The sequence below is a fragment of the Thermosporothrix sp. COM3 genome (genome assembly GCF_059696735.1).
Map to the genome: position 1 here is coordinate 680899 of NZ_AP019376.1, position 25272 is coordinate 706170.

The 25272-nt window shown below is 54.1% G+C and carries 20 protein-coding genes; 10 read left to right on the top strand and 10 right to left on the bottom strand.

All coding sequences use genetic code 11. From position 1 onward, the window contains the following. Positions 1-365: 365 nt before the first annotated feature. Positions 366-1349, top strand: a complete 984-nt coding sequence (locus KTH_RS02985; RefSeq protein WP_170142616.1) for a GNAT family N-acetyltransferase — start codon at positions 366-368, stop codon at positions 1347-1349. Here the strand turns inward: KTH_RS02985 and KTH_RS02990 are convergent. Together KTH_RS02990 and KTH_RS02995 are read right to left on the bottom strand one after the other, a co-directional pair. Further along, positions 1321-2019 carry a nitroreductase family protein gene (locus tag KTH_RS02990; protein ID WP_111323047.1) on the bottom strand — a complete coding sequence of 233 codons (699 nt, stop codon included), beginning with the start codon at positions 2017-2019 and terminating at the stop codon, positions 1321-1323. The genes KTH_RS02985 and KTH_RS02990 overlap by 29 nt on opposite strands. A 174-nt stretch (positions 2020-2193) precedes the next feature. Beyond that, complete coding sequence (locus KTH_RS02995) at positions 2194-3027, bottom strand: SGNH/GDSL hydrolase family protein (RefSeq protein ID WP_137686029.1); 834 nt, start codon at positions 3025-3027, stop codon at positions 2194-2196. 222 nt (positions 3028-3249) lie between these two features. Here KTH_RS02995 and KTH_RS03000 point away from each other — a divergent pair, with 222 nt between their 5' ends. Then, positions 3250-3669 carry a hypothetical protein gene (locus KTH_RS03000; RefSeq protein ID WP_111323051.1) on the top strand — a complete coding sequence of 140 codons (420 nt, stop codon included), beginning with the start codon at positions 3250-3252 and terminating at the stop codon, positions 3667-3669. Between the two features lie 837 nt (positions 3670-4506). Here the strand turns inward: KTH_RS03000 and KTH_RS03005 are convergent. Continuing rightward, positions 4507-5031: a hypothetical protein gene (locus KTH_RS03005; protein ID WP_497616372.1), complete on the bottom strand. Its 525-nt coding sequence runs from the start codon at positions 5029-5031 to the stop codon at positions 4507-4509. A gap of 221 nt (positions 5032-5252) precedes the next feature. Here KTH_RS03005 and KTH_RS03010 point away from each other — a divergent pair, with 221 nt between their 5' ends. From KTH_RS03010 to KTH_RS03030, 5 genes are all read left to right on the top strand, one after another. Further along, the gene (locus KTH_RS03010; protein WP_497616374.1) at positions 5253-5822 is read left to right on the top strand and encodes a hypothetical protein; all 570 of its coding nucleotides are present in this window, start codon (positions 5253-5255) and stop codon (positions 5820-5822) included. A gap of 10 nt (positions 5823-5832) precedes the next feature. Then, positions 5833-8142 carry a peptidase domain-containing ABC transporter gene (locus tag KTH_RS03015; protein WP_111323059.1) on the top strand — a complete coding sequence of 770 codons (2310 nt, stop codon included), beginning with the start codon at positions 5833-5835 and terminating at the stop codon, positions 8140-8142. A 349-nt stretch (positions 8143-8491) separates the two neighbouring features. Next, a complete protein-coding gene (locus KTH_RS03020; protein WP_111323061.1) occupies positions 8492-8758 on the top strand; it encodes a mersacidin/lichenicidin family type 2 lantibiotic in 267 nt (88 codons plus the stop codon). 280 nt (positions 8759-9038) lie between these two features. Further along, positions 9039-9488 (top strand): hypothetical protein, encoded by a 450-nt coding sequence (locus KTH_RS03025; protein WP_137686027.1) that lies wholly within the window; start codon positions 9039-9041, stop codon positions 9486-9488. 97 nt (positions 9489-9585) lie between these two features. After that, positions 9586-10242 carry a class F sortase gene (locus tag KTH_RS03030; RefSeq protein WP_111323063.1) on the top strand — a complete coding sequence of 219 codons (657 nt, stop codon included), beginning with the start codon at positions 9586-9588 and terminating at the stop codon, positions 10240-10242. 76 nt (positions 10243-10318) lie between these two features. On the opposite strand, the gene KTH_RS03035 is transcribed toward KTH_RS03030, so the two are convergent. Next, complete coding sequence (locus KTH_RS03035) at positions 10319-13600, bottom strand: type 2 lanthipeptide synthetase LanM family protein (protein WP_497616378.1); 3282 nt, start codon at positions 13598-13600, stop codon at positions 10319-10321. A 131-nt stretch (positions 13601-13731) separates the two neighbouring features. After that, entirely contained in the window at positions 13732-14037 is a 306-nt protein-coding gene (locus KTH_RS03040) for a mersacidin/lichenicidin family type 2 lantibiotic (RefSeq protein ID WP_211326168.1), read from the bottom strand. Positions 14038-14673: 636 nt separating this feature from the next. Here KTH_RS03040 and KTH_RS03045 point away from each other — a divergent pair. Beyond that, the gene (locus tag KTH_RS03045; RefSeq protein WP_497616380.1) at positions 14674-18393 is read left to right on the top strand and encodes a DUF6788 family protein; all 3720 of its coding nucleotides are present in this window, start codon (positions 14674-14676) and stop codon (positions 18391-18393) included. 383 nt (positions 18394-18776) lie between these two features. Further along, positions 18777-19724 (top strand): sigma-70 family RNA polymerase sigma factor, encoded by a 948-nt coding sequence (locus KTH_RS03050; RefSeq protein WP_111323069.1) that lies wholly within the window; start codon positions 18777-18779, stop codon positions 19722-19724. A 150-nt stretch (positions 19725-19874) separates the two neighbouring features. Here KTH_RS03050 and KTH_RS03055 read toward each other — a convergent pair whose 3' ends face one another. The 3 genes from KTH_RS03055 to KTH_RS03065 all read right to left on the bottom strand — a co-directional run bounded on the left by KTH_RS03055 (position 19875) and on the right by KTH_RS03065 (position 22497). Next, the gene (locus tag KTH_RS03055) at positions 19875-20378 is read right to left on the bottom strand and encodes a GNAT family N-acetyltransferase (protein WP_111323071.1); all 504 of its coding nucleotides are present in this window, start codon (positions 20376-20378) and stop codon (positions 19875-19877) included. A 150-nt stretch (positions 20379-20528) separates the two neighbouring features. Continuing rightward, entirely contained in the window at positions 20529-21512 is a 984-nt protein-coding gene (locus tag KTH_RS03060; RefSeq protein WP_174843897.1) for a DUF3761 domain-containing protein, read from the bottom strand. Positions 21513-21711: 199 nt separating this feature from the next. Next, on the bottom strand, positions 21712-22497 hold the full coding sequence (locus KTH_RS03065) for an endonuclease/exonuclease/phosphatase family protein (protein ID WP_137686026.1): 786 nt from the start codon (positions 22495-22497) through the stop codon (positions 21712-21714). Between the two features lie 172 nt (positions 22498-22669). Between KTH_RS03065 and KTH_RS03070 the strand changes: the two genes are divergently transcribed. Next, positions 22670-23140 carry an NUDIX hydrolase gene (locus tag KTH_RS03070; protein ID WP_111323075.1) on the top strand — a complete coding sequence of 157 codons (471 nt, stop codon included), beginning with the start codon at positions 22670-22672 and terminating at the stop codon, positions 23138-23140. A 196-nt stretch (positions 23141-23336) separates the two neighbouring features. Here KTH_RS03070 and KTH_RS03075 read toward each other — a convergent pair whose 3' ends face one another. Then, positions 23337-24749, bottom strand: coding sequence for a PP2C family protein-serine/threonine phosphatase (locus KTH_RS03075; protein ID WP_111323077.1), 1413 nt, complete (start codon positions 24747-24749; stop codon positions 23337-23339). Positions 24750-24798: 49 nt separating this feature from the next. Then, the gene (locus KTH_RS03080) at positions 24799-25035 is read right to left on the bottom strand and encodes a hypothetical protein (protein ID WP_111323079.1); all 237 of its coding nucleotides are present in this window, start codon (positions 25033-25035) and stop codon (positions 24799-24801) included. Positions 25036-25272: the final 237 nt, after the last annotated feature.

Sequence of the window (25272 nt, forward strand, 5' to 3'; positions counted from 1 at the left end):
TAAAGATATATACAATGAATTTTTCTGATACATCTTTACACATGTCTCTTTCCAAAAAAAGTACTATCTCACTCTACACACAATGCAAAACCGGATAGAGATATAATCATACTTCTCTCTGCATCGCTGGCAATAGCGCAGACTCTCCTCCTTTTCGGGCGCGAACGGCAGCGCAAAGAACACGCATCGTGCAAAGAACTTTCACGCCGTTCATGTTTCCAAAAGTACTCATATGAAAACGCTGTCGTCCCTCCCTTTGCACAGGACAAAACCGTCTTCTGTCTGCTATAATGAAGAGAGAACAGAACGCTCGTATTCGCTATGTGAAAGGATTCCCAAACAATGGCATATGGAAGGAGAAAGCCATGACTGGCTATTTTCGCATGCGAGCGCCCACCTGGAGAGATCTCCATGCCATCGGTGAGCTGCTGGCGATCTGCGAACAGGCAGAGACCGGGCAAAACAGCCGCACCGCACAGGAACACAGCCGCGCACTCTCAGACGCCTTTCAGAAGACCCCCCTTTTCTCCCTGGCCCGAGACGCCTGGTTACTGGTTGCAACCGAGCAGCGCTGTATTGGCTTTGCCTCGCTCTGGCGCTCGCCTGATGCCCCGCTCAACATGGTGATCTCCTCGCGCATCCATCCGGAGTATTGCGGCTCTGGGCTCGGCACGCTGCTTCTGCGCACCGCCGAACAACGCGCCCGCGAAGTCGCCGCTGGAGCTCCGGCCACCCTCTTGAGCTGGGTGACAGGCAGCAACACCGCCGCCCGCACGCTGCTTGAGAGCGAAGGCTACACAGCAACACGCACCTTCGCCAAAATGGATTATCCCCTTGACCGCGAGACGCCACCGCCGCAGATCCCCGCAGGGTTCACGCTACGTACCTTCATACCCGAACAGGATGAGTATGCGACTTATGAGGCCGACAACGAGGCGTTTCAGGATAGCTGGGGATATGTCCCGAGCTCATTCACAACCTGGAAACTGCATAATATCCAGCGCCCCGATTTTGACCCCTCGCTCTGGTTCCTTGCCATTCAGAACGAGACAATCGCAGGCTACGCGCTCTGCTTTCAGCATAAGGACCATAAGAAGCAGCCACTCGGCTGGATCGAAGCGCTGGCGGTGCGGCGGCCGTATCGACGGCAGGGGCTGGCCCGGGCACTCCTCCAGACCGCGTTTCACGAGTTTCAGCGCCGGGGAGCGGTCTGCTGTCAGCTCAATGTCGACCTCGAAAACCCGACGGGAGCGCTCCACCTCTACGAGAAGGCAGGTATGTCCCGCATGCCCAATGTAGAGATCCGCTACGAAAAGCTGCTCAACGACGCCCATCAAAGCGCACCATGACCTGATCAAGCGGCTTTTTCCCGATCGCGGGCACCTCTGCATCTTCGGCAGGATAGCCAACCGGAATCAAGACATAAGCACGTTCGTTGGCTGGACGCTTGAGGATCTGGCCCAGAAACCCCATTGGATTGGGTGTATGGGTCAGGGTCGCCAGGCCGGCAAAAGTCAGGGCCGAAAGCAGCATCCCAACCGCGATCCCAACCGATTCCTGTACATAATAATGCTTCACCTTGCGCTGTGAGCCGTCTGGCAGGGTTTCAAGTCCGTAGAGTTGTGCGAAGACCACAATGACATATGGAGCCTGTTCAATATGCGGCTTATGCCAGTCCGTACCAAGCGGTTCCAGCGCCTCCAACCATTCCCGCGACATCCGATGCTCATAGCTCTCCTTCTCCTCACGCTCCGCAGCCTCACGAAGCTGACGCTTCAGCTCGGGATCGCTGACCACAACAAACGTCCAGGGCTGCTGATTTGCGCCGCTCGGGGCCAGACTGGCCGCACGGATCGCGTTTTCAATCAACTCAAAGGGGACCGGCTCGCTGGAATACTCACGGATGGTACGTCTGCGTGTCATCGTCTCAAGATAGAGACGAACGCCGTCTCGTTGCGCTTCGGGGCTTAAACGGTGGGCCGTGTAGGGGACAAAGGGATAGGCTTTCTTGCCGGACATAGGGTTTTCGCTCCTTTCTGCTTTTGAAGCTGGCACCTGCTTCAGCGCGTCTCAGAGGAGAGGATGCGCCCGGTTTTGCTCGTATTGTCGTATTCCAGTATTGTACCACATCACGAGCCACAAATGAAAAGGCGAGAGGTATTTCCCCTCGCCCACATGAAACACGATAGAGCGCTAGTAGCCAACCGTTCTGCTAATAGCCCGCGCAATGACCTGATGCCCCTCAGGCGTTGCGTGGATATCGTGGAAATCGGAGCAGATCCAGGTATACGCGCAGATTCGTAGATTCGGCGTCTCCGCTCCCCCGAAGGCAGCAAACGTGTCTACCAGCGACCCATAACCCCGAATATCCGCGGCAAGGTGACCATTCAATTCCTGTATAAACTGAACTGTATTGGGACACTCATTCTGAAAGGGATTATAGTAATTCACCAGGATAATATCACCGGTCGGCTCGCCGTTGACGGTCAAGGCTTCGCGCAGCTTCGGGAAGATCACCTGTGTCAACTGCATGTCCATCTGCTGAAGCGCCTGCCGAAAACGGGGCACATCTCCCTTACAGGTCTTCACATCAAAGAACGAGAGAATGTCGTTCGAGCCTATATTGAACGTTACCGGGCTGACCTTGCCCTTATGCTCGTTGATATAGGTCAGCGCCGCCTCAAGCTGCGATCCAAGATAGGGGTACTTGCGCAGAAACGGATAGGGACACTCTCCGGTCTGTATCGTCTTACTGGTCTCGCCGGGGCAGCTCATATTCACATAGGAGCTGGTCCCATACTGGCGCAAGTTCTGATAGAAGTATTCAGCATAGCCATGATCGAAATCGAGATTCGGCTGATAGCCAAAGGCCATCGAATCGCCCAGAGCAAGATAATGCTCCTTTGGCCCGATGATCGGCACGGCCATACGCGCACCGGCCAGCGTTGAGGGAATGCAGAAAAGCGAGAGTATACAGAGCAGCGCCGCCAACCAGCCAACCACCCGCCTTGATACCCGTCTTGCCACTTCAACAACCTCCTTCCACCCATCACAGTAAAAGAACAGTGGTTACACTATTGTTCGAACCAACTGCCTACTTACTATATATTATACCTTTATCCTCAAATATCCGTAGAGCATGCTGGCAATCAAGCAAGCAAAAACGGGGGTTTTGGAGCAAAGAATACAATATACCTATACTCTCTCACCGTTTTTTGCTGGAGAATTCGTAATCGAGGTATTGGTGTGATGACAACACAAGAACAACATTACCTGCTTGCCGAGCAGCCCGCCTCGGTGGAACCACCGGAGACGTTCCGCCTGATCGCGCACCCTGACGGCACCTTTGAGCTGGTGCAGCAGCGCTCTCTACGCCTTTCGGCCACCATGCTCACGGCACTCAAAGAGATGCTCACACGCATTGCACACGCTCCGACATGCTACCAGAGCTATACAGAGAACGCTTTCACGCTCTGGTATGATGGGCATAGCCTGCATATCAGCGACGCCGCTCTGACGCTTTCCATCCCCCTCACCCGACTCCTTGCAGCCCTCGAAAAGCAGGAAAGTGCCTGTTGTTGTCACGGAAACGGGCACTTCTCAACCGCCGCCCTGCGCGTAATCCTGCCCTTTTACCACTCCGATTTCAAGCCATCCGACTGTCAGTAGAACACATCTGACTCCCAATAGAAGAATTTTGATTCAGAAGTACAATAGAAATATGCAGATCCACAGGGATGGTACCCCCTCTTTTCTCGTACTGAGAAAAGAAGTCAATGTGGAAACCCTCGTCTATACCAACACACACAAGGAGACGAGAGCGATTCGCTTCCTCTTCATCCCCGGAGAGAAGGAATTGCTCTCGTCTCGCTTTTGGTGTGTGCTGAATGGAGTACTGCGTGTGGCACAGTACAAATGAAGAGGTACTGCTATCAGGTGCGGTTGACACACATTGATAGGCGCTCCTCGTCCGCGCTCTCACAGAGCGGCACAACAAACAGACTCTTCAACGAACCTGCTTGCTTCAATGAGCAGTATACCCCGTTGCTAAAATATAATATGCAAAAATACGACTATGTCTGATAGTATTTATCAAAAGGCGCCCGCCTATCAGTGTATTTCGGTTTCAGGATGCAAGCAAGCAACAAAAACGACCTACCAGCGAAAGAGCGGCGTCTGACTCAGCAGATAGAGGAGAATGAGCGTCAGAATGAAAATGGCGATAATGGTCAGTAAGCATCCGAGCGTTTCCCAGTTCATCCATTCTGACATAACCGACTCCTTTTATGCTGGCGGGCTCATCGACGCCTCGCATCTTTCACATGAAGCGCTCTTTGATGAACTCCTTTCACTACAGATCTGGAAAAAAGCTTTCCTCTTATTATCTTATTATAATAATTTCTCTAATTGTAATGTATCTATTTTGTATATTGTAGAGTAAAGACATGGGATCGGCAAAAAAAAGCCGCCCTCCGTCAAAAGCGAAGAGCGACCGAGAAGGTTGGATTATGCCTGTGAGATTGGAATTGAGCTCTGCTGAAACTTTTTCTTACAGCCGATCATCGCGCCACAGGTGCTCATTGAGACTCCCATAAGCACTGCCAGCACCAGACTAAGCAGCCAGTTCAGCAGCAGATTCGAGGTGATGATCTGCTCCAGCGAGGGCTGCGTTCCGAGCGCCTCAGCCATTCCCGGGAGCACAACTGTCAGCAGCAGTACCAGCGCGCTGACGATATTAATAACCCCGAACAGCAGGCCCGTCCACAGGCCCGCAAACAGCCCGGGACGCACACGCCCCGTCTTTTTACCAAGCAAGAACCCGATCACGAAGTAGACCGTCAGGCTCAACAACAGAGTGACAATCTCAAGAATCAAGGAGAGCAGTTGTGCATCATTGGGAGCAGCCTGGGCGCGAACGAATAGACTTATACTGGAATTCACAATCACGACCAGGCAGGCGATGAGCCCGGCAATGAGTGCATAGCGGAGGATAAGCTGCTTGACAGAAACCCCTGATATCTCCTGTTCCACGGTGGAACCTCCTTCCAGACAACACTTTTTCTCAAAAAAACGATCATTTCCACAACATTTTTTCATACTGCTAATCGAGTACACCCTTCAGGCCAATTCCATTATATGCGGCTTCAGGTAATATTCTTGTAAATGCGTTGATATAAAGTATATCAATAGACTTGTGTTGATTCTTATACTAATTGTAGGAGAAACATTTCTAGTTAATGGTGAATATACATATGATAGCTCCTCAATTACCCATTTTTCGAGAAGAAGCGGTACGAAATTATTTCCAGAAGCGGGAACAACGCTCACGACTGCGTTTCTACTTCTGGCCGATTGTAGCGTGTTTCTGGGTTCTGCTCAGTCTGTTTCTGATTATCGGCGGACTGGCATACTCTACCGATATTCCAGAGTATACCCCGGGAGCAGGCGTCATTCTGGGCAAGGAAACAGCCAATCAGCTAGAGACTGATTCCGCCGTTGCCGTCATCTTCGTTGCGCCGAAATATGCAAAACAGCTCAAGCACGGGCAAGCCGTCCGCGTCACGCTTGGCATCGGCAACACCGACATTGAGACCAGTGTCAAACAGGTCGAGCCGGGGCTGGTTGATCCTCGCACGGTTGCGCAGCGCTATCGGCTGACCACCAGGCCCTATTTACCGCTGACGCAGCCCGCAGCAGCCGTGCTTGTTGAACTCCCCAACCTTGAGCCCGGGGCCTTTACGGGCAGTCTCTTAAAAGCCCGTGTGACCGTCGGTAAGGAGAGTATTTATTCATTTCTCGTGAACAAGTTGAAGGACCTATAAGAAGGATGCAATGGAAACAAAGCAACAGCAGAAACTAACGTTACCGCCCCCCGCGAAGTCCAGCGAGAATCCCGATATCTGGCAACTCGACACTGTGCCTATCGAGCAGGTGCAGGTGCGCCCGCGCCCCTTCCTGGCTCGTCTCTGGGGTCAATTCTTTAAAAAGAGGGTCCCTGTCCTCATCCAGATGACCGAAGTAGAATGTGGTCTGGCCTGTCTTGCCATGTTGCTCAGCTATCATGGGCGCAAGACCAGCATTTCAGAGCTGCGCACGCAATTCGGCATCGGACGAGATGGACTCTCGGCTCTGAGCATTGTGCAGGCGGCGCGCGGCTTCGGGCTCCAGGTCAAGCCCGTTGCCATGAAGCGCAGCGATTTCAGTCGCCTGCCCCTACCGGCCATTATTCACTGGCAATTCAACCATTATCTGATTGTCGAGCGCTGGACGCCAAAATATGCCGTTGTGATTGATCCGGCGAGCGGGCGGAAGAAAATGTCCCTTCAGGAGCTGAATGAGGGCTTTACAGGGATCGCTATTCTGGCCGAGCCTGGGCCACGCTTCAAGCGGCGCAAAACCTCACCGGGAACGCCGATTCTGGCAACCTTTCTCTGGAAAACGCTCAAACGATCTCCCGGCGCGGTGCTGCAAGTGCTGGCAGCCTCCGCGCTTCTTCAGGTTTTTGGCCTGCTTCTGCCGCTGCTCACCAAGCTGGTGACGGATTATGTGTTGCCAACTCGAACGCCTGAAATCATGTCTATTATCGGGGTTGGCGTCATGCTTCTGCTGCTGGTTCAGGCAATCACCACGCTGCTACGCGGATGGGTCATCGTCTACCTGCGCGTACGCATCGATATGAACATCATGTTCAGCTTCTTTGAGCATCTGCTTTCGTTGCCGTACAACTTCTTTCAGCAGCGCTCAAATGGCGATCTCCTCTCGCGTATCGAGAGTAATTCCGTGATTCGCGATACCCTGACCAACCCGTTTGTGTCAGCCCTGCTTGATAGCGTGATGGTCATCACCTATATGCTGATTCTCCTATGGCAATCGCCTACCTTTGCCGCCATCGCGCTGCTTATGGGGGCGCTTCAGGCCACCCTGATGATAAGCACCTATAATCATATTCGTGGCATGGCCAATCGCGAGCTCTCGGCACAGGGGAAGGCTCAGGGCTATATGAGCGAGGTACTGGCGGGCATCGCCACCATCAAATCATCAGGCACTGAGCAGCGGGCCCACGAGCGCTGGTCGAATCTCTTCCTTGATCAGCTCAACGTCCTGATTCAGCGCAGCTATATCCAGACATTGATTGATACAGGCATGAACCTGCTTCGCACCACCACCCCGCTGCTGCTGCTCTGCGTGGGCGCGTTCCTGGTGCTGAACGGCTCGATGACCATTGGTACTATGCTGGCAATGAACAGCCTGGCGGCGGCCTTCCTCTCGCCTCTGACCTCGCTCATCAGCAGCGGGCAACAGTTACAACTGGTACACGCCCATTTTGAGCGCCTGGCCGACGTGATCGCCGCTGAACCAGAACAGTATAATCAGCAGGTCATCTCGCCGCCAGAGCTGACGGGCCATGTCCAGTTGCGCAACGTCAGCTTCCGCTACGGGCCTGATAGTCCCTGGGTACTGAAAAACATCAACCTGGTGATCGAGCCGGGCCAGCAGGTCGCGATTGTAGGTAGAACCGGCTCGGGGAAGAGTACGCTCGGTAAGCTGCTCCTCGGCCTCTATATACCGTCCAGTGGCAAAATTCAGCTCGACGGCATTCCGATAGATCTGATGCGCTATTCTGAGGTGCGCCGTCAATTCGGTGTGGTGTTGCAGGAAGCCTCGATTTTCAGCGGAAGCATTATGCACAACATCACCTTTGACGATAGCTCGATCAGCAAAGAGCAGGCAATGAAAGCCGCCCAGATCGCCGCGTTCCATGAAGATATTGTCCAGATGCCTATGGGCTATGACACGATGGTAGCCGAGGGCGGAAGCGCGCTTTCTGGTGGTCAGCGCCAACGCCTGGCCCTCGCCCGGGCGATTGTGCGAAATCCGCGCATTTTGCTGCTGGATGAGGCCACAAGTAGCCTGGATGCCATTACAGAGCAGCGCATCACCGAAAATCTGCAAGGGCTTTCCTGCACACAGATCATTATCGCGCACCGCCTGAGCACAATTCGGAGCGCCGATATGATCGTTGTGCTTGATCAGGGCTCAATCGTGGAAAAGGGCACACATGAGGAATTGATGAAAAAAGGAGGCTACTACGCAGAGTTGCTCAAGCAACAATTTGAGAAGCAGCAGAAACAGACTTCCTGATCCCTCTTACAGCCTCTATCAGATTTCCGGCCGTCTGAACCGAAAAAGGCCGGCAGGTCTCGCCTCGTATCCAGTATTTCTGGGTAGGCGAGACTTTTTTTGAATTGGCTTCGGCAGACTTTACAAGCAGCAGAATGGCCATTCTTTTAAAAACACACATATTTATACACACGATATAACACCATCAGTATAATGTAAATGGATATCCGACCAACACAAAAAAGTATAGCTTCCAGAGGGGAAACAGTAATTTCTACTTGCTCTACCAGAGTTCGCCGGGAAGCTATACAGTGGGTGATGGGAGGGAATATCATTCCAATGAATGAACGTATTGAAAGGAGAACATAACATGAATCACGAGATTATCCGCGCATGGAAAGATGCATCATATCGCAAGAGCCTGTCTTCCGAGGATCTGGCAAATCTGCCCGAGAATCCTGCTGGCGCCATCGAGCTCAGCGATGCCGAGCTTGAGAGCATCCAGGGCGGACATCATCATCATAGAAAATGCTGTCTGAAGAAGAACACTGAGATTAACACTGTCGCTGTTATCTGCGCACAGTCGCTCCTCATCTTGAACCTCTGTATCACGATGGGTACAGACTGCATCTCGTAATTCTCGGAGGACCTACGCATTGTCGCAAGGTTAGGGTGCTGCCCTAACCTTGCAATCTTTTAGCAGCTTTCACCGGTATGTTCTAATGTTTCTCTTTAGTCCCAGTTTATACTAAAACTACTTAGAGAATTTTTCCATTCTCTCTTACTTGAAAAGTTGACATCTGGCGTCAGATAAAGATGGCAGGGATCAGCAGAGAAAGCCGATCCAGGAATGAAAAGCTGACACCCGCTGGAATGGATGTCGACACAAACTATCGAATACGAGGAGAAAAAAGACAATGATTTCCAACAACAAACGGACCAATGGTCAACAGAAACACATCGCTTCCATCAGTCGTTTACTCCTGGTTGCATTACTGGCCCTGGCCGCCGCTGCAATGCATGGCGCACTCTCTCAAACCTCGTCAGCGAAAGCCGCCGGTCTGCATCCAGCCGGGAAAATGGCCCCCATGCACTCCCACCATTTCGGTGATTTCTGTGGTCACGATTGCTGCGATGACTGCTGTGACGATTGCTGCGACGACTGCTGCGACGACTGCTATGAAGAGGTGCCACCTCCTGTGAAGGAAGAGCCCACGCCTGCACCCACAGAGGAAGTGAAGCCCACGCCTGCACCCACAGAGGAAGTGAGGCCCGCACCGACACAGGAAGTGAGACCACAGCCCCAGGCTCCTGTGATCGTGCCGCAGTTGCCGCCGACCGGTTCTGATCCAAACGCACACGTCTAGTACCGGACAAGCATTAAACACTGTCATCATTCTGAGGTAGAGAGAAGCATTTTCTCTCTACCTTCTTCCATTGAGAAGGGAAAGGAAAGGATTATCCATGCGGCATTTTATAAATCGGCGAATCATCATTCTGCTGCTTGCCGCCAGTCTCATTCTCAGCGTCTTTATCTGGTTTCTTCAGGGAGCCCCCCACCTTCCATTCAACCAGGCTATTCAAGCAACTATTCAGCCCGACTCACGCTCCCATGATAATCAACATCGGGCGAACCCGCTCCAGACGACGACTCCAACCCCGCATAGCGAACTCCTGGCGATGCAACTGGAAATCCCGGCGATCAAGCTCAAAGCCCCGGTTGAGTCGGTGGGCATCCTCCCAACGGGCGAAATGGGCCTGCCAACCCATAACCCCTGGGAACACGTGGGCCTGTACCGCTTCGGGCCCAAACCGGGAGAAAAGGGCAGTGCGGTGATTGCCGGCCATCTCGATCGGCCAGGAGGGAAGCCTGCTGTCTTCTGGGATCTCAGGCGCCTGCAACCGGGCGACCGCATTCTGATTTCGAGTGGCCAGGAGAGACAAACCTTCAAAGTAATCCGCCTCGTCACCTACAAGCCCACTGAGGCGCCTCTGAACGAAATTTTCGGGCGTAGCGACGGCTATTACCTGAACCTGATTACCTGTGCCGGTGACTGGGTTCCTGAGCTACAACGCACCACTGAGCGCCTGGTTGTCTTCACCCAGCGCGTAGACTCCTGACTATCCCCGCCAGCATACGCACAAAAAAAGGGAGCCCCGCCCGCCAGCGGAGTTCCCTCTTTTGTTGCCTCTCGGCTTATAGGACACGGGGTGGCGCAAGCAGCAGCACCGAAGGCACAAGCTCGGGAGCCGCCAGCCGCAACAGCCCGTATCCACTGCCCGCAACCCCGACCATCAGGCCCGGCGTCTCGACACCGTTTGGCAGGCCAGACACAAAGTTCTGTTCCACCAGGCTGCCAAGCACTCGCTCCTCCACCTCACGGACGCGCTCTGCATAGGACGGGAAGCGCTTCACCGCTGCCCTCAGGAATTCCAGATTCCCGATGTCGCCATGACAGATCGAGTGGTTAAAGCCAAAGCCGTTTTCAAGCGTCGTTCGCAGGGCGCACTCGATCTCGGCCCGCGTCTCGGCGTCGTCCAGCACGTCAAGCGTATCCAGACGACCGAGCCCGATCCCCGACGCACCATGACACCACGCAATCATGAAGGAACAGCTTCGCTCAAGCGCCTGATCGAAAATGGATGCCGAATGGCCGCGCAGATCGGGCCAGTTCTGGCGCGTCTCCGAAAAGACAAAGCGCTCGTAGGCAATCGCCTGGAGAGCCATCCGCTGGAAACGTTCCTCACGGGTCAGCGCGTAGAGCCGCAACAACGCCCACGCAATGCCTGCGTTCCCGTGCGCGAACCCGGCCAGCGGCACCTGTTCTTCCTGCGCAGACCAGCCAACCCCGCGCCTCATCGTGCGCGCCTTACTCAGCAGATGATCAGCACATAGGCAGGCAAGCGACAGGATCTTCTCCGAGGGCGCGACAGCATACAGGCTCAGCAGCGCACCAATACCGCCGGCAGCGCCACCAATGATGTCGTAGAGCTCATCATGCTCGACCATCTCGGGCAACAGATCCGCCAGCGCCTCAGCCTCACGATACAGCTTCGGCTCGTTCCAGAGCGCCCCCAGATGTGACAGCAGGTAGATACAACCGCTGACACCGTTTCCGCCGAAAGGTCCGACGCCAAGCGCAGCCGGTCGCTCCTTGAGCCATTTCAAGCGAGAGGTGAGGCTTTCCTGTCCTTGCCGTGCAAGCGTTGTGTAGCGCTCCTCGCCGCTAACCGCGCCCAGATAGGCCAGAAACAGCGTGATGCCCGCCACGCCACCATAGAGGTCAAGATCAGCGGGCAACACATGCCACTCGCGATCACTGATCGGCGTCACTCCGAGCCAGCTTACCGCTCCCTTGTTGAGGAATACCAGTTCGTTGAGGCGATCGCCTGCCCGTCGTGCCTCAGCAAGCAAGCGCTCAGGAGTAGAGGACACGCGAGCGGAAGTGCTCAGCATCGCCCGGCGCTTTGGCCTATCGCTCCCGAGTGCCATTGTGGCAAAGGAAGCCCGAATAATCCAGCATTGCCGTTCAAGGTCATTCTTGTTCAGATTCTGAATGACCCTCCGGGTAGCGGTCAGGGTGGGCTCAGCGAAAAAGTGCTCGATACATCCACCACTGCTCGATGCAAGCGTGCAGGAACCCGGCGTTGTCGTAAAGACAGGGATGTCACCCCGCCAGAGATCCGCCCGCTCAAAAGCAATCACCTGCTCAAGAGCAGGCCGCTGATGCACGCCAATCCAGAGCCGGTCAAAGAGCCGATCACGTTCAAGGGCATCGCGCAACACATCGGGATGGAAGCTATCAATCAGCAGAACACCATACAGGAATGTAGGGCGCAGCACACAGCGAATTTCAGCATTCTCGAAGGAGGGGAGTAAGCGTTCAAGCAGCTCTTCACGCCGCTCCATGAGAATGCGGTAGACAGTAGTGAAGCCCTCAAGGATGGCATCCTGATAGGAGAGGGTATCAACGTCCTGCTCGCCAAGCTTTGGCCGATGCTGTCCGGCAGCAAGCCGCCCCTGTTCCTTGCGCAGGCGCATCTGATCGGTGCCCACCTCAGCCCACTTCGGAATCATGGTCGGAACAACCTGCCCGGCCTGTCCACCAAGCCCGCTGATATCAACACCCGTGGCCTGCTCGCTGGACCACATGCGATAGGGCAACAGGCCAATACGCAACACAGAACGGTCTATGCATTCGGGATCGATAAAGCCCTGTTCGACGACTGCCTGCATGCTCAGACGCGGCTGGAAAAGGGCTTCCAGATCAATTAATATGGGATGCTCGCCAGCGGCAATCAAATTCTCAAAGTGGAAGTCTGCCGCCTCCAATGCATAGAGCAGCGCCAGATAGCCACCCTGGCGGCGGTAAAAGCGCTCAACCTCTTCTTCAAGGGTGCAGGACTGACAGCGCACAAATTCCATCCAGCCATAGGACTTTCGATCCAGAATGCGCAGAGTCCGAAATGCAGGCTGAAAACCCGCCTCGTTGAGCCAGGCCAGCAGCTCCTGAAAGTGGACATCGACCGCCAGAGAGCGCGGCTTATAGACAAGCTGGAAACCACTGCTCCATGTCAGCACGGTCACGCTGCGTCCGCCACGATGCGTGTCGCCTTTGCCCGTCTGAATATCGACCAGCGCACCCGGCGTCGTGGGTACAGCAAACGTGGCACAGATCTCGGCCCAATCGGCGCACAGTCGCTCAAGCAACTCAAGCGATGTCTCCACCCACTGGTCAAGCGCTTCAACCAGCAAACGAGCCAGCACATTATATTCTTCCAGCAAAAGCAGCATGCGCCCGGGCTCACAGAGCTGCCGCACAAAATCCTGAAAACGCTCCTCGGAGGTCTCGCCAGTCAGCTTTTCTTCAAGCCGCGCAACATTGAGTTCCAGCACAAAGGTCTTGAGAAACCGGGGAAGCAAGCGCCCGGGCAACTGCGACAGCAGCGGGACGCAGATCGTCTTGAGCTCAAACGGGACAACCGTATAGCGTTGTGAAAGCGCATGAATACCCTTGCTGAGCCGCACTAACGCCTGCACCAGCAAAGGTTTCACGGGAGAGAGCAACGCCTGATTTTTCAGGAACTCCTCAAGGAAGGTCAGTTCCAGCGTGTCATCTGCCTGATCCCGTGCCTCAAACGCGGAGCGAAGCCGCTCTACCCACTCAGGACGCACCCCCACCCGCGTTTGCAGCGAATGCGCGGGCTCTGCCAGCATGGTTAACAGCTCTTGCTCGGTCAGTCCATCGAGGGCAAGCCGCCGCAGGAAAAGCTCAGTATCGTGGCGAAAGGGGGCTTGCTCCTTCCACTCGTCGAGGCGGCTCTGAGCCATACCCATTTCAAAGTGTGATTGCTCTATTGCACCATTACTCATATTTTGGAGCGCAACGCGCTCTTTCAGTGAAATGGCTGCATACCATGATGCATGCTGCCAGACGGGATATTTTGAAAGCTGCCGTTTGGAAATTGATTCTTGCATATACTCTCTTCTCTCTGCTGTACAGGACAACGGAAAATTCCCTTGCCACACATCCCGATGCACAAAAAGGTTAGGATGTCGGTAAAACATCCTAACCTCTCTTTATATGGAAAGTTGGTTGCGTTACGAGCTTAGTTAACGCAGTCCGTACCCATTGTGATACAAATGTTCAGCAGCAGGGCCGACTGCAAGCAGATAACGGCAACTGTGTTGATCTCGGTGTTGGAAAAGAAGGAACTGCTATGGCGATGATGGCGATGGTGGTGATGGTGATGATGGTCATCATCGTAGTCATGACCGCCCTGAATGGCTTTCAGCTCGGCATCGCTCAGCTCGATGATGCCAGCAGGATTCTCGGGCAGGGTCTCCAGCTCCTCAACGGAAAGGGATTTGCGATATGATGCATCTTTCCACGCGCGAATGATCTCGTGCTTCATTATGAAACTCCTTTCAATACTCACAGTAAAGTCGTTGGCACCCGCGTTCACAAAAGGATTCTGCATAGCTCCGTTTTTTTCACCATAAATAGTGGCGAAATCAGGCTTCTACTCTGTATATAGAGCCTATACATCTGCCGTTCATCGGGCACCTATGTATATTATACTCGAACAGATACATATAGTTTTAAATTTATCCACTCATACAGCAGAAAAGCACTCACAGACACCTCAAGGAATTTTCTCACTTCTCTATAATCGCTCTCTATGAGCGATTTTCTGTGTGCAAGACGACTATGGGCACAAAAACATGCACTTCTTTCGATCCTGGAATCGGCATCTCTATAGGACTTCATGCTCCTGAGGAGGACCCGGAAAGCGGGCCAGATTATCGGCTCAACGCGCTTGACAGGCGAGTCAAAGCTGTATGTAATAGGAGAAAATCCACAATAATGATGAAATAGGAAATATGTGGTATGTTTATCAAAGAAAGTATATGGAATATGACAAGAACAAGCTATACTATCGGGGAGAATCTTTCTCGTTTGTCTTTTGCTTGTTCACTGGGCTATACGCTGTCACGGGTTTTTCCGGCATCATCGCTTCGGGTCTCAAAGGTGAAAGAGGCAAGTAACCATGAGTAGCAAAGTTTCCTATCGCCAGCAAATCAGTTATTGCGGGAAGCCACAGTGCCGCAAGTGCAGTCGCGGGATCGGGCATGGCCCTTACTGGTACGAATATCGGACTGTCAATGGGCAAACAACCCGAACCTACATCGGGAAAAAGTTACCACCCGAGATTCAGGCACGGCTGGAAAAAGTGGCCCAATCCCCGAACCGCCTCATTCAGGATGAGCTTGAGGGCGCGACGGTGCGCGTCTTCACATTCGGACATTTTCGGCTGGAACGCCGCACCCAACGCCAGTGGCAGCCCGTCAGTGAAGCTGGCTGGCAGCAACCTGCCGTTCGCTCCCTGCTTGCCTATCTGTTATGCAGTCCCGAGCGCCGCGCCCGCCGTTCGCAGCTCCCGGCCGCCCTCTGGCCCACAGAGGACCCCGAAAGCGCGACCCGCCGGCTCAGTAGAGCACTCTCAACGCTGCAACACCTGTTGACCCCACGCGTCTCACGTCCGAAAGCGACCAGCCTGCTACAGACAAGCGATGAGTGGATCTCGCTTGCAGATCAGGCTGCTCTCTGGTGCGATGCCAGCGCGTTCACCCGACTCGCCAGCCGCCCGCCATCGACGAACGAGGAAGAATATGAGCGCCAGCTTCGGCGAGCGATCGCGCTCTATAATGGCGATTTCCTGCCGGAAGAACATCACGCTCCCTGGGTCCTCAGCCAGCGCCAGAAGCTCCGTCAGGACTGGCTCTCACTGCTTCTCGCCCTGGCCGACCTCTCCCTGAAACGCAATGAGACCACGGCAGCACTCGATCAGCTTGACCGCATTCTTATCGCCGACCCAACCTATGAGCCAGCCGTACAGCGCTTTCTCTACGCGCTCTCGCTGCTTAAAAGACGGGGCGAGGCCATTCGTGCCTATCACCGCTTCTACCAGGCACTCCAAAAGGAGCAACTGAGCCCTTCGGCGGAGACCATGCAGATCTACGAGGCGATTCGCCAGGGGCACCCGCTGAGGTTCCCTTTCACAACGCAACCCCGTAGAGAGCGTCCCCCTGAACGACCAATCCTGAGGCCAGAGAAGCCAATCCAGACAGGAAGCCAGCAGATCGGACGAACGCATCAAAACCCCCTCGTCGGGAGAGAACAGGAGCTCCAACAGCTTCAGGCGCTACTCCAGGAGATTGAGGAGAAGCAGCATGGCGCTGCCCAGCGTCGCTCAAGTGCGGTACCGCTCTACACGCAGCGCCGCCCACAATGCATGTTTCTACTTGGAGATGCCGGGATCGGAAAAACGCGTCTGGCCGAAGAACTGGGGCGCATTGGCAGTCAGCGCGGCTGGCTTGTCATCTGGAGCCGCGTCTATCAGCAAGAGAGCGGCATTCCCTACCACATCTGGACGGAGGCACTGCGCAAACTGCTGGTTGAAACCGAGCTCTTCCCGACGCTACGCAGCAAGCTATTGACGCCTGTTCCCGCAGTGGGAGAAGCCGCGCCAGAACTGATGTTGCCCTCGGCCTCGCTGCAACCACTTAAAGCGCTGTTGCCAGAACTGGCCGGTCCACAGCCGCCGCTCTATCCCTCACTCTCACCAGAACAGGATCAGCTCCGCCTCTGGGAAGCGACACAGGAACTATTGATAGAAGCCAGCCAATCCGTTCCTTTACTAATAGTCCTGGATGATATCCAGTGGACTGACAGCAGCAGCGGCGAACTGCTCGGCTATCTTGCTCGCCATATCGATGGCTACCCGATATTTCTGCTTGCCACCTGCCGTGAAAGCGAGCTCGCGCCGACGCATCCGCTCCGCAACTATATTGCTCATATGCAACGAGAGCATACCATAAATATGCTTCAAGTGAAACCACTCTCACGTGAGGCAATAGGAAAAATGGTTGCCCATCTGCCCGAAGAGATGGTTGAACGCATTCAGGAGAAGGCAGCCGGGAACCCGTTCTTTGCTGAAGAGCTGGCACGCTCAACCCCGCCAGCGCTGCCCGGCTCAATCGCGGCGGCACTGGATCACCGCCTCAACCGTCTGAGCCGTCCCTGTCAGCATACGCTCTGCAACGCGGCCATCCTGGGCGGCTCTTTCGAGTTCCATATGCTCTCTTCCCTCGAACACGACGCCGATGAAGACACGCTGCTGGAACAGCTCGAAGAGGCGCTGCAATCCGGCGTGCTGATCGAAGAAGGCAGCGGCAGCAGGATCACCTATCACTTCTGGCACCCATTGATGGTCGATCATCTCTATAAAGCACTCTCACGTATCCGTCGCGCCCGGCTCCATCAGCGCGCCGCCACCATCCTCGAAGAGATGTATCAGGGACGCACCGACGAAGTGGCCGCCGCGATCGTGCATCATCTCATCAGAGGCGATGCCGAGCCTGCCCGGATCGTTCACTATGCCGAGATTGCAGGCGACCATGCACAGGCGCTCTCAGCCTTTGCTGAGGCAGAGAAACACTATCAATTCGCGCTCCATTACCTCGAAAAGCTGGATCAGCAGAGCGAGCGACGCACTGCCCTGCAAGAACGCCTTGCTGAATGCCTGATGATTCGCGGCAACTTCCAGGAAGCACATAATCTCTACAATGAGATCCTTCAGGCTCAAGGGCATGCGCTCCCGCCATATGAGGCCCAGAAGCAGGCTCTCCTGCACGGCGAGGTGGGGCGAGCCTGGCGCAATAAAGGTGAAACGACGCTGGCTCATCAGGCGTGCGAGCAGGGCATGCAGATTCTGCGTGAGGCGGGCATTACCTCCGGTTTTGCCTGGGCCCGTCTGCTCTACCAACAGGGCAGCATCTATAGTATGGAAGGTCGCTACACCGCCGCCTGGGAAGCCGCTCAACGCGCCCTTGATTATTTCTCCTATCAACCAGACACGCAGCATCCCACGTCAGGCTTCACCACCCGCCTGGAACGAACCTTGCAGGGAGATCAGGTCAATCTGGGCAATATTCGACGCCTGCTCGGCCAGGTAGCAGCGGCTGAAGGGCGTCTGGGCGTCGCGCTGGAACACCTGACGATCGCCCGCAACATCTTTGAGCAGGCTGAACATAAGCGGCTGATCGGTCACGTCTCCTGTGATCTGAGCTATGTATTGATCAAAATGGGCAGGCTAAAAGAGGCACAGGCAGCGCTGCGGCATGCTCGTACCCTTGCCGAACAAATTGGCGATACACCGCTGATGGGCGTGGTCTATAGCAACTATGGCGAGCTGGCAGCCAGTCAGAAGAACTATGAAGAGGCCGAAAGCTGGTATCAGAAGAGCATTGTGCTGGCCGAACAACACAGCGATAAGGTCTACATCAGCATGCGCTGCGCTCAACTCGCGCTGATGCAGGGCGAACAGGGCAAACTCTCGGTGGCAACCAGACAGATTACCCGCTCGATCAGAACCGCCCGCGCAATCCAGAATAACCCCTGCCTGGGAACCGCCTTGATCGTTCTGGGCACACTTCGCACCATTCAGGCCGATGAGGCAGAGACGATGCCCATACTTCAGAAACATCTGCTCCGTTGTGCCCGTCGTGATATCGAACGTGCCCTGCACCTGCCAGGCCTTGAAGCTGAACTGCTCCTCAAGGGAAAGCTGGCCCTGGCGGCTGTGGCAGTCCGCCAGGGGACCGCCGAAGCGCAAACACTCCTTGCAGAAGTGGAGGCCAGCGCAACCCGAAGTTCCTTTACCTTCCTGAGTGAGCAGGCGCATGAGCTTCGGCTACAAGCGCCCTGAACCGCTTCTCTGGCTTGCCCGTTATGAGCAAGCTTTTTTTATATAAGATTGGTATAAGACAAAACAAATACCGTGTACAAGCGTCCTCTTCACCCTGCTTCTGGCTGTGATACCTCTCATGCTGCGAGGAAGAACAGAGAATACCTGTAGAATTGATAGAACTGTTTTCCCCTGTTCTACCCTTCTCTCGAATCATGATTGCCCGGTTCGGCGCCATCTCAAAAACGATCAGGTCAGGGCAAAGGCGCTACCAGCATCCGGTAGAAAAAGACTCGCAGGAATGACAGGGAAGCAAATTAGGAGATGATGAGAAGAACCCCCACGTATACTTTCTCTCAAAGAGATGCTATTTGAATGCTTTATGAGGTTGGAGGTAGTCCATCATGACCGTACCCTATCTTTATGAGAGAGGAAAGAGCCTGAAAGCCGATCCTGAGGCACTCAATGTCAGCGATAGCAGCCGCTTTTATCGCTATGAAATAGGACAGGTCCATCTCCTTTCAGCAGAAGAGGTCGCTCGTCTGGCTCAACGCATCGAACGAAGCAGAGCCGGAAAAAAGCGGCGCGGTCTCCATTCGGGCAAAGAAACAGATGATCAGGAAGCCAGAGAAGCGAAACAGCGTCTGATCGAGGCAAACCTGCGGCTGGTCATGCACATTGCCAGGAAGTACAGGGGCTTTGGCCTCGATCTGATGGATCTGATTCAAGAAGGCAACCTGGGCCTGATGCATGCTGTCGAGAAATTCGACCATCGGAAAGGTTTTCGTTTCAGTACGTATGCGACATGGTGGATTCGTCAGTATATCACGAGAGCGCTTGCCGAGCAGGCACACCTGATCCGCGTGCCACTCTACAAGGTCGAGGAGATCAAGCGCCTGGGGCGTGCACGCCGCAAATTGCAACAGGGAGAGGCCGCTGAACCCACCCTCGAAGAGCTGGCCGAACAAATGCAAATCAGCGTGCAAGAGGTGATTGATCTGCTCTCAACCAACCAGGAAACCATCAGCCTGGATATGCCCCGCAAAGGAGGTGATGACGAGGTCTCACTGAGTGAGCTGCTTGAAGATGATCCCGTATACTCGCCTGAGCGTGAAGTATTAACCAGAACATTACAGGAACAGATCCAGGAGTTGCTGGATTGCCTGTCACCCCGAGAGAAAAAGGTGCTACAACTGCGTTTCGGGCTGAATGGCAACAGTGAGCATAGCCTGACTGAGACAGGGAAGAAACTTGGATTAAGTCATGAGGCAGTACGCCAGATGGAGTTTCGAGCGCTGAAAAAGCTCGATCACCCGTGTCGTGATCGAATGCTCCAGGACTTTTTGGGGTGATGCAGGGCAGTTAGAAGGGATAAAATCATTGAGCCATTACGATGATGGGGACTAGGAACCAATCCCCCTGGTTCCGGTCCAAAAGGGAGAAAGAGCGAGCGGTTTCACGTGAATCGCTCGCTTTCCTGCTCATTTGCGCAGAGAAAGCCGTCAGTCCAACGTCCTGATCAGATACAGGCATTCATCCTGCCAGAATTGCCGCTTGCCAAGCGCATCAACATAGGTTCCCTTCAAGAGATAGGGACCCGGGCCCCATTGTCGATAGCCGAGCCGCTTGTAGAGCGCCTGTGCTCGCTCATTCCTGGTAGCAACGCTCAGGCCAATCGCACTATAGCCACGCTGTCGGGCCTGCTCCTCTGCCTGTGCCAGCAACAGAGAGCCGATTCCTTGAGAGCGCATCCCATAGGCAACAAAAAAGTCCTCAATATCAGGACAGCCGGTGTAAAACGGCACACTCTGCGCACCGTGCCACTGGATCAGCAGATGCCCGACCGGTTCCCCTTCCAGCCATGCAAGCAGATAAAGGGCGCTATCATTGCGCTGCCATTGCAACCGCTGCGCGTGCTTGGCAGGCCCACCGAACGGAAAACGCTTTGTGACCAGCTCAAGATCTTCTTCTGCCAGAAATCGTATCTCAACCGTCGATATTCCCATCTTCCTTACACCTCCATCATCTTCAAGTATAACAGAATCTTTTTCTCTAATGGAAGAATATCGCCCTTTTTCCTCATGACTTCCCCTTACAAACGAACATGCAGCCCTGAAACCGCTTCAGAGCTGCATTTGTACCGGGATCAGTGCGCGTTAGTGTGCATACAGTGTTCGGCCGGCGCCACCATGATATGAACAGACACCCGGGCGGCCTCCCGATTTGGAGTACATGCCATCGTTACATTGGACAACATACCCATTTCCATTGTAGAAATTGTTGATACAGGCAAAATAATTACAGAACTCAGGTGGGGGCGAATAGATCAGGCTGCCCGACTCAAAATTATAGCCCCAGGGATTCCCGTTCACGCCAATCGGAGCCGGTGGCTGTGTGGGTTCAGGCGGTTGGGTCGGAGCGGGCGGCTGCGTCGGTTCAGGAGTAGGCGCAGGCGGCTGCGTCGGCTCCGGTGTGGGTGATGGCGTCGGAGTGGGCGACGGTTTTGGTGTGGGCGTCGGAGACGGCTTCAGCGTCGGGGTAGGCGATGGCTTCAGCGTGGGCGTCGCAGTGGGCGCAAGCGTGGGCGTCACCACGACACTCTGTGCAACCGGCGCTTTCGGCACGGGAAGAGCAGCAAAGAGGCCACAGGAAAAGGTCACAACGAGCATCACCAGGCCCAGCGACAGAGCTCGCTTGATCCCTTTATGTGCAGGAGGCCAGGGACGCTTGTCACGAAATGTCCAGACTCCGACACAAATAAGATAGGCAAACATCGATATAATAGCAATCAGCGGAAACAGAAAGACAAACGCGCATCCGATCCCGAACTTTTTGCCTGCGGGCTGCTCCTTCCATCTGAGTGCGCTAAAGAGTGACTTATACCCGGGCCAGTCGATCAGGGGCAACGCGACCATCAGACCGAGGAGCAGCGCAGTTCCCAGGCTGGCCCAGACCGCATGCTCCATTCCGGGCTTATTCCCGTTCAGCCCTACAAGCGCAAAAGCAACGACGGTCAGCGCGATGAGCAGCGCTAACGCAAAGGGATGGCTTTTCGGCGGCCGAGGCGAAGAAGCCGGGTCAGAAAACTGACCGGGGAAAAGCTCTCCACTCCCAGGTTCAGGGCGTTCTTTTTTCTTCATGTGCAAATACCCTTCTTCATCTTAAAAATAGCGTCTCTACTCAGCTTTTAGCGAGTTCTCCCTTACTATAAACTCAACTATCCTCTTTGTCCAGAGTTTTCAAGAAAAAGCTGAAAAGAAGGAGCACGCGGAATATCTAGATGAGCGGGCAAAAAAAGAACTCCCGATCGGGAGCCAACCGGGAGTATAGAACTGTCTTTTATACCTCAAATACTGTCATGACCGGATAATGATCACTGGGATAGAGCGGAGGGCGAGCATCGCGAATAATCTCGCTGGAGCGCACCTGAAACTTCTTCGAGGGATCTCGCAGCATAATCCAGTCAATACGCTCTACCGTGGTCGATCGACCAAAACCGTGGAAGGTATTCGCGGTCTCATCGTCCTTGTTGCCAGCCGCCAGGAAGGTATCTGTGAACCCCTGCTCGCGCATAAACCCATAGACCTCGGAGGAGGGTGTGCAATTAAAGTCACCCGTTACCAGAATAGTATCATCAGGCGATTGCTGTTCCGCGAGCTGCTTAAGAATCAGGCGCATGCCTTCAACCCGAGCCTTTTCCGACACGTGGTCCAGATGAGTATTGACATGAATAAATTCAGTTCCGTTCTCGGCAATACGGAAGCGGGTCCAGGCCATCGAACGGTAACAGGCCGTCCCCCAGGAGAACGCGGGCTTCGTCGGATCCTCACTGAGCCAGAAACCACCATTCAGAATTGAGACCAGCCGATTATACTGCCAACTGATGGGGCTATAACAATAGCCAGTGTGGGAGCCTGTACGCGGGCCAAGCACGAACTCGTAATCACGCAGACGCACCATATACGTATCAAGGTTGCCCGCTTCAACCTCCTGAAAGCCGATCAGATCGGGATTGTACTTCTGAATCGTTTCCACATTCAGATCAGAACGGAAGCGCCACTGATTCTCGCCATCATCGCGGCCCATACCGCGAATGTTGAATGTCATTACGCGTAAGGTAGTCAAAAGGGGAAGCTCCTTTCTACTCAGCTCAATACTGATTGCTTGTTAGTATAGTGTACCACATCCACGCGTATTACGTTTTCCAACGATTCAGACGCCATGAGCTTCTGTTATCACCTTCCTCTCTATGCTATACTCATTTTTTAGGATAGGAAAGAAAGGGAAAGATGATCCAGTGGGATATATCGAAGAGCTACGACAATTGGTCGGAACGCGTCCTCTGATCCTGGCCGGAGCTATTGTCATTCTTCGGGATCAGGCCGGACAGATCTTATTACAGGCACGAAAGGAGCCAGCGGGCTCGTGGGGCCTCCCTGGCGGGCTGATGGAGCCGGGCGAATCGTTTGAAGAGACCGCTTGCCGCGAGGTCTACGAAGAGACGGGCTTGCGCATCCATGCGCCCCGACTCATCAATCTGTTTTCTGGCAAAGAGCATTTTCTTCTGTGCGCCAATGGAGATCAAGCCTATCTCGTCACCGCTGTCTTCCTGGCAGACTCGTATAGCGGCACACTTTCCATCGATTATACCGAAGGGAACGACGTGCGCTTTTTCGCTCCGGAGCAGCTTCCGGCACAAATCGTGAAAAGTCACTGGCAGGCGTTGAATAGCTATCTTCTCACATATGTTCAGCAGGTTTCCCACTAATGTATACGTGTACGTACACATCTACGTTTACGTGTACGGCTACGTCTGCATCAGGATCTTTGCTATCTTCTCACATATGCTCAGCAGGTTTCTCGCTAATGTATACGTGTACGTACACATCTACGTTTACGTGTACATCAGCATCTTTAAAAGCTCCGCATCTACGTCTTTGATTGCTTCACGTTTACGTGTACGTTTACGGAACGCGGGCCACAATCAGACTGATATTGTCTTTTCCGCCCCCTTTCAGAGCAGAGCGCAACAGCAGATCACTGGCGGCAACCGGATCGTCATAGCGATAGAGGATCCGTGCAATATCGTTATCGCGCACCATCTCCCAGAGCCCGTCTGAGCAGAGAAGCAGGACATCCTGTTCCTGTAAATCCAGCATAAACCAATCGACGTCAACATGCTCCTCACAGCCGAGGCTGCGATAAATCTTGTTGCGTTCAGGATGCGTGTACATCTCGTCGGGTGTGATCTCGCCAAGAGCCACCAGCGACGCGACAATCGAATGATCCTGCGTGATTTGCCGCAGCCCAAAACCTTCGCGAAACAGATATGCGCGACTGTCGCCCACATTCACAAGATAGGCCTTCATGCCCACAATCAGCGCAGCCGTGAGCGTCGTCCCCATGCTACAACCCCATTGAAGCGCACATTCCAGAATCGCGTTATTCGCCCATTCAACGCCATCTATCAGGACTTCGGTCAAAAAATTATCGCTTAACTCTTTGCCCATTACCACGCTTTGCAGCACAGTATGCATCATGCTCTGAATAGCAATTCGGCTAGCCTCGCGCCCGTTCTCGTGCCCGCCCATGCCATCAGCCACCACAAAGAGCGCAAAGGGAATAAGCTGGTCCTGATAGGTGCAGGTGCTCTGAAGCGCTATCAGGCTATCCTCATTGGGCGAACGCATACGCGTAATGCCTGTATTCCAGCCAACACCGACTTCAAGCGGTCGCACCGAGGCAATACGCAAAAACGTCGGGCGTGTTCCAGCCTGGAGCGAGACAGGACGCGCTGGTTTTGTCGGAATCTCATAGATGGCAACCGCGCTCTCAGGACGCTGCGTGACAACCGCTGAAGAGCGCCCCTTTACCGGGACATCTGCTTCATTGCTCTCGATCGGCTGCACCTGATGACGCCGAAGGGATGTATGATGTGTTTGCATAGGTCTCTTCTCCTCTGCCTCAGCGTCATCGAGTTGCGTCGATGCCCGCGGAGGTACCGGGACAAACGAGGCACGTGGAGGTACCTCCTTCTTGGGCGGCTTCTCCTCTGGTGGTTTCTCCTGTTTGCGCTGCTGTCGAGAAAACTGCCAGTGGAAGACGAGGAGCTTCCAGAGGCACCAGAGAAGAGCGCCCCAGACACAGAGCCAGATAAGCGAGGCTCCAAGAAACAAAAGAAACTGAGAAACGGCCAGAAGTTGTTGCTCCTGCCAGTGCTGCGAAAAGGCCGACGAATACTGCACAAGAAGAAACCAGCTCCGCGGAGGCAAACCGCTAAGATACCAGAGAAAACTGACGACCGCCACAACCAGTAGCCAGGACAAAAAACGGATGACAGAAGAACGAGTATAAAGCCTTTTCAACGCCTCCAACATGCTGTTGACCTTCTATCCAGTACAGTTACAAATACGCGACACGGGGTGTTCATACGTTAACCATCTGCTCCATATTCTGCATATAGAGCTCACACATCACATGCGTGGCCTCTTTTTCCCCGACATGTTCAGCCAGAGAAGATTGAATAGAGCCGATTCGCTCCATACGCGAGTGAATAAACGAGTGTCGGGCCATGCCTGACGAGAGACCAGACAGGCCACGACGCAAGGCGATAAATTCCTGTTCGATCTGTTCTCGTAGACGCGCCACTTCGCTTTGACTCATGATGCGGCTTCCCTTCTTGTCTCGCATACATTGTTCGGTGGAACTACATGGCCGCTCTACAATATCTTTCCCTTTTCTTAGCGCAAGTATAGTCAGGAGCTCTTTCCATGATCTCCTAAAGGTCTTCCAGAAAAAAGAACGCAATTTCAAGAAGGAAATCGGGCAAAAGAGCGGGTGAAAACTGATGCTCCGGCATCAACGGAATCTGGTTCAGCGTATAGATAAGTTCGTTCCCCT

Coding starts and splice junctions, on each gene's coding strand:
- KTH_RS02985 (WP_170142616.1), top strand. CDS start 366: ATGACTGGCTATTTTCGCATGCGAGCGCCCACCTGGAGAGATCTCCAT.
- KTH_RS02990 (WP_111323047.1), bottom strand. CDS start 2,019: ATGTCCGGCAAGAAAGCCTATCCCTTTGTCCCCTACACGGCCCACCGT.
- KTH_RS03000 (WP_111323051.1), top strand. CDS start 3,250: ATGACAACACAAGAACAACATTACCTGCTTGCCGAGCAGCCCGCCTCG.
- KTH_RS03010 (WP_497616374.1), top strand. CDS start 5,253: ATGATAGCTCCTCAATTACCCATTTTTCGAGAAGAAGCGGTACGAAAT.
- KTH_RS03015 (WP_111323059.1), top strand. CDS start 5,833: ATGGAAACAAAGCAACAGCAGAAACTAACGTTACCGCCCCCCGCGAAG.
- KTH_RS03020 (WP_111323061.1), top strand. CDS start 8,492: ATGAATCACGAGATTATCCGCGCATGGAAAGATGCATCATATCGCAAG.
- KTH_RS03025 (WP_137686027.1), top strand. CDS start 9,039: ATGATTTCCAACAACAAACGGACCAATGGTCAACAGAAACACATCGCT.
- KTH_RS03030 (WP_111323063.1), top strand. CDS start 9,586: ATGCGGCATTTTATAAATCGGCGAATCATCATTCTGCTGCTTGCCGCC.
- KTH_RS03035 (WP_497616378.1), bottom strand. CDS start 13,600: ATGCAAGAATCAATTTCCAAACGGCAGCTTTCAAAATATCCCGTCTGG.
- KTH_RS03040 (WP_211326168.1), bottom strand. CDS start 14,037: ATGAAGCACGAGATCATTCGCGCGTGGAAAGATGCATCATATCGCAAA.
- KTH_RS03045 (WP_497616380.1), top strand. CDS start 14,674: ATGAGTAGCAAAGTTTCCTATCGCCAGCAAATCAGTTATTGCGGGAAG.
- KTH_RS03050 (WP_111323069.1), top strand. CDS start 18,777: ATGACCGTACCCTATCTTTATGAGAGAGGAAAGAGCCTGAAAGCCGAT.
- KTH_RS03055 (WP_111323071.1), bottom strand. CDS start 20,378: ATGGGAATATCGACGGTTGAGATACGATTTCTGGCAGAAGAAGATCTT.
- KTH_RS03060 (WP_174843897.1), bottom strand. CDS start 21,512: ATGAAGAAAAAAGAACGCCCTGAACCTGGGAGTGGAGAGCTTTTCCCC.
- KTH_RS03075 (WP_111323077.1), bottom strand. CDS start 24,749: ATGTTGGAGGCGTTGAAAAGGCTTTATACTCGTTCTTCTGTCATCCGT.
- KTH_RS03080 (WP_111323079.1), bottom strand. CDS start 25,035: ATGAGTCAAAGCGAAGTGGCGCGTCTACGAGAACAGATCGAACAGGAA.